Genomic DNA, 3,594 nt, shown 5'->3' with positions numbered 1-3,594 from the left:
CACCGCAGCCTCCTCGCAGATCGAGCAGGCCACCACCGCCAAGCAGGCGATGCTGGCCAAGGAGAGCGCACTGGAGGGCCTGTACTACGTGCGGGCCGCCCGCACCGCGATGGGCATGGATCCCGGGCCGGAACTGGAGAGCATCGCGGGCCAGAAGGCGGCCGGTTCGGTCACCGAGGACCGCCGGATCCAGTTCGAGGGACGCGAGATCGAGGCCTCCCCCACTCCGACGCAGCGGACCCCGAACTACTACCCGGGCGGCCGGGTGGCCGGTAGGCCGGTGCCGGCCGGTTGGTACTCCGAGCCGTGGTGGCAGGGGGCCCTGCGCACCGGCGCCTGGGCCATGGGCTCGGTTCTGCTGTTCGACGCGATGTTCTCCGGCATGCACGGTGTCGGCTACGGCGCGTCCGGCTTCGAGAGCGGCTACGGGTCGGGCTTCGACTCCGGCTTCGACGCCGGCTACGACCAGGGTCTGGACGCCGCCGGCGGCGGGGACTACGGCGGCGGGGACTATGGCGGCGGGGACTATGGCGGCGGGGACTTCGGAGGTGGGGACTTCGGCGGCGGCTGGGACGGCGGCGGCGGGGGCTTCGGCGGCGGCGACTTCGGGGGCGGGGACTTCGGCGGAGGGGACTTCGGCGGGTTCGACTTCTAAGAACGCCTGCCGGAACGCTCACACCTGACAGACCCGACACCAGAACAGGTTGCGGCCCTCCATCTCCGCGGTGCGGATAGGACTGTCGCACAGCCGGCACGGCTCACCGGCACGCCGGTAGACGTAGGTTCGGGGCCGTCTCGGTCCGTAGGGCGGCGCTCCATGGTCGTCTTCGGGCCGCACCACGATGATCCGGCCGCGGCGGACCCCCACCTTCATCAGTTCCACCAGATCTGCCCAGGCGTCGTCGAACTCGGCCCGGTCCACGTCGCGGCCCGGCCGGTACGGGTCGATCCCGTGCCGGAACAGCAGTTCGCTGCGATAGACGTTGCCCACCCCCGCCAGCACCGACTGGTCCATCAGCAGGGCGCCGATCGCCTTGCGCGACTTGGAGATTCGCGCCCAGGCAGGCGCCGGGTCGGCGTCGCTGCGCAGCGGGTCGGGGCCCAGCCGGGCCAGGATCGCCTCCACCTGCGCCTCGTCGATCACCTCGCAGGCGGTGGGCCCGCGCAGGTCGGTGCCGTACTCGGCTCCCACGATGCGCATCCGCACCTGCCCGCGCGGCTCGGGCATCGGCGTGCGGTGTTCCCGGAAGGATCCGTACAGCCCGAGGTGCACGTGCACGATCGGGCCGCCCTCGTAGCGGTGGAACAGGTGCTTACCCCAGGCCTCCGCGCGGACGAAGCCACGGCCGTCGACCAGTGCCGCGTCGCCGAACCGGCCCTGCGGGCTGGAGACCCGCACCGGGGACCCGGCGAAGCGGCGATGGTGCAGCCGGGCCAGCCGGTGCAGGGTATGGCCCTCAGGCACCCGGCACTGGCGGTGCGACGTGGGTGGTCTCGTACTCGGCCAGGATGTCGATGCGGCGCTGGTGCCGCGGGGCCTGTGACCAGGGTGTGCTCAGGAAGGCGTCGACGATGGCCAGCATCTCGGCCTCGGTGTGCATGCGCCCGCCGATGCCGATCAACTGGGCGTTGTTGTGCTCGCGGGCCAGTGACGCGGTCTCGACGCTCCAGGCCAGCGCGCACCGGGCCCCGGGGACCTTGTTGGCCGCGATCTGTTCCCCGTTGCCCGATCCGCCGAGCACGATGCCCAGGCTGCCCGGGTCGGCCACCGTCCGTTCCGCGGCGGCGATGCAGAACGCCGGGTAGTCGTCGTCGGCGTCGTAGCTGTACGCGCCGCAGTCGATCGGCTCGTGACCGTTCCTGAGCAGATGGTCGGTGATGGCCTTCTTGAATTCGAAGCCGGCGTGGTCCGAGCCGAGGTAGACGCGCATGCGGGTCACCTTACCGACCTGCGCCCAAACTCACGTTTGGGCGGAAAAGATCGAGTGGATCGCGCCAAAACGTCGATCTCGACGCCAGGGTCGTTCAGTCGTAGGACGGCGGCTCGGTGCGGGAGCGCTTGAGTTCCCAGAAGTGCGGGTAGGACGCCAGCGCCACCGCCGCGTCCCAGATCTTGCCGGCCTCCTGCCCGCGCGGGATCTTCGACAGCACCGGGCCGAAGAACGCCACCCCGTCGATGTGGATGGTCGGGGTGCCGACGTCGGCGCCTACGGCGTCCATCCCCGCATGGTGGCTCTTGCGCAGCGCCGGGTCGAAGCCGCCGTCGCCGGCCGCGGCGGCCAACCCCGCCGGCAACCCGGCCTCGGCCAGCGACTCGGCGATCACCTGCGGCAGATCCTTGTTGCCCTGGTTGTGGATCCGGGTGCCCATCGCGGTGTAGAGATCGCCGAGCACCGAAGCGCCGTGCGCCTGTTCGGCGGCGATGGCCACCCGCACCGGACCCCAGGCCCGCTCCATCAGTTCCGCGTAGTGCTCGGGCAGGACCTTGCCCTCGTTGAGCACCGCCAGGCTCATGACGTGGAAGCGCACCTCGATGTCGCGGACCTTCTCCACCTCCAGGATCCACCGCGAGGTGATCCAGGCCCAGGGGCACAGCGGGTCGAACCAGAAGTCAGCGCGCGAGGTAGTCATGGGCCAAGGATAAGTTGGTCCCGTGCTTCCCAATCTGACCCGCAATGAGGCGATCGAACGCGCGGCCCTGGTGACGGTGGACCGCTACCGGATCGAGCTGGACCTGACCGCCGGCGACCGGGAGTTCCGGTCGACGACCACAGTGCAGTTCGAGGCGCTGCCGGGCGCCGACACCCACATCGACCTGGCCGCCGCCCGGGTGCACCGGGCGGTGCTCAACGGCCACGACATCGACGTGTCCGGCTACGACGAGTCCACCGGCATCCCGCTGATCGGACTGGCCCACGACAACGTCCTGGTCGTGGAGGCCGACTGCTACTACTCCAACACCGGTGAGGGACTGCACCGCTTCGTCGATCCCGTCGACGGCGCGGTCTACCTGTACTCGCAGTTCGAGACCGCCGATGCCAAGCGGATGTTCGCCTGCTTCGACCAGCCCGACCTCAAGGCCGTCTTCGACATGGCCGTCACCGCGCCGCAGGACTGGGAGGTGATCTCCAACGGGGCGACGGCGTCGGTTGAACGTGACGGCGACAAGGCGGTGCACACCTTCGCCACCACCCCGAAGATGAGCACCTACCTGGTGGCCCTGGTCGCCGGACCCTACGCGGTGTGGCGCGACGTCTACCGCGACGAGCACGGCGAGATCCCGCTGGGCCTGTTCTGCCGGCGGTCCCTGGCCGAGCACATGGACGCCGAGCGGCTGTTCACCGAGACAAAGCAGGGCTTCGACTTCTACCACCGCAACTTCGGCGTGCCCTACGCGTTCGGCAAGTACGACCAGTTGTTCGTCCCGGAGTTCAACGCCGGCGCCATGGAGAACGCCGGGGCGGTGACCTTCCTGGAGGACTACGTCTTCCGCAGCAAGGTGACCCGGGCGTCCTACGAGCGGCGTGCCGAGACGGTGCTGCACGAGATGGCGCACATGTGGTTCGGCGACCTGGTGACCATGCGGTGGTGGGA

Annotated in this window: 5 protein-coding genes; 2 read left to right on the top strand and 3 right to left on the bottom strand. The window is 69.9% G+C overall.

Translation table 11 applies throughout. The annotated features are described in order from the left end of the window. On the top strand, positions 1–655 hold a 655-nt coding region (locus tag ADBZ5U_RS15105), incomplete at its 5' end, for a DUF1542 domain-containing protein (RefSeq protein WP_526811554.1). A gap of 18 nt (positions 656–673) precedes the next feature. On the opposite strand, the gene ADBZ5U_RS15100 is transcribed toward ADBZ5U_RS15105, so the two are convergent. The 3 genes from ADBZ5U_RS15100 to ADBZ5U_RS15090 all read right to left on the bottom strand — a co-directional run bounded on the left by ADBZ5U_RS15100 (position 674) and on the right by ADBZ5U_RS15090 (position 2,631). Next, a complete protein-coding gene (locus tag ADBZ5U_RS15100) occupies positions 674–1,465 on the bottom strand; it encodes an Fpg/Nei family DNA glycosylase (RefSeq protein WP_526811552.1) in 792 nt (263 codons plus the stop codon). Beyond that, positions 1,458–1,931, bottom strand: a complete 474-nt coding sequence (locus ADBZ5U_RS15095) for a ribose-5-phosphate isomerase (RefSeq protein WP_526811550.1) — start codon at positions 1,929–1,931, stop codon at positions 1,458–1,460. The genes ADBZ5U_RS15100 and ADBZ5U_RS15095 overlap by 8 nt, the downstream gene beginning before the upstream one ends. 94 nt (positions 1,932–2,025) lie before the next feature. Beyond that, a complete protein-coding gene (locus ADBZ5U_RS15090; RefSeq protein WP_526811548.1) occupies positions 2,026–2,631 on the bottom strand; it encodes a DsbA family protein in 606 nt (201 codons plus the stop codon). Positions 2,632–2,653: 22 nt separating this feature from the next. Between ADBZ5U_RS15090 and ADBZ5U_RS15085 the strand changes: the two genes are divergently transcribed. Continuing rightward, a partial coding sequence (locus ADBZ5U_RS15085; protein WP_526811546.1) for a M1 family metallopeptidase occupies positions 2,654–3,594 on the top strand: 941 nt, incomplete at its 3' end.

Origin of the sequence: Mycobacterium sp. (genome assembly GCF_040398885.1) — a bacterium.
Taxonomy (GTDB): domain Bacteria; phylum Actinomycetota; class Actinomycetes; order Mycobacteriales; family Mycobacteriaceae; genus Mycobacterium.
The sequence above is the reverse complement of the archived record's forward strand: the minus strand, read 5'-3'. Positions and strand labels throughout refer to the sequence as shown.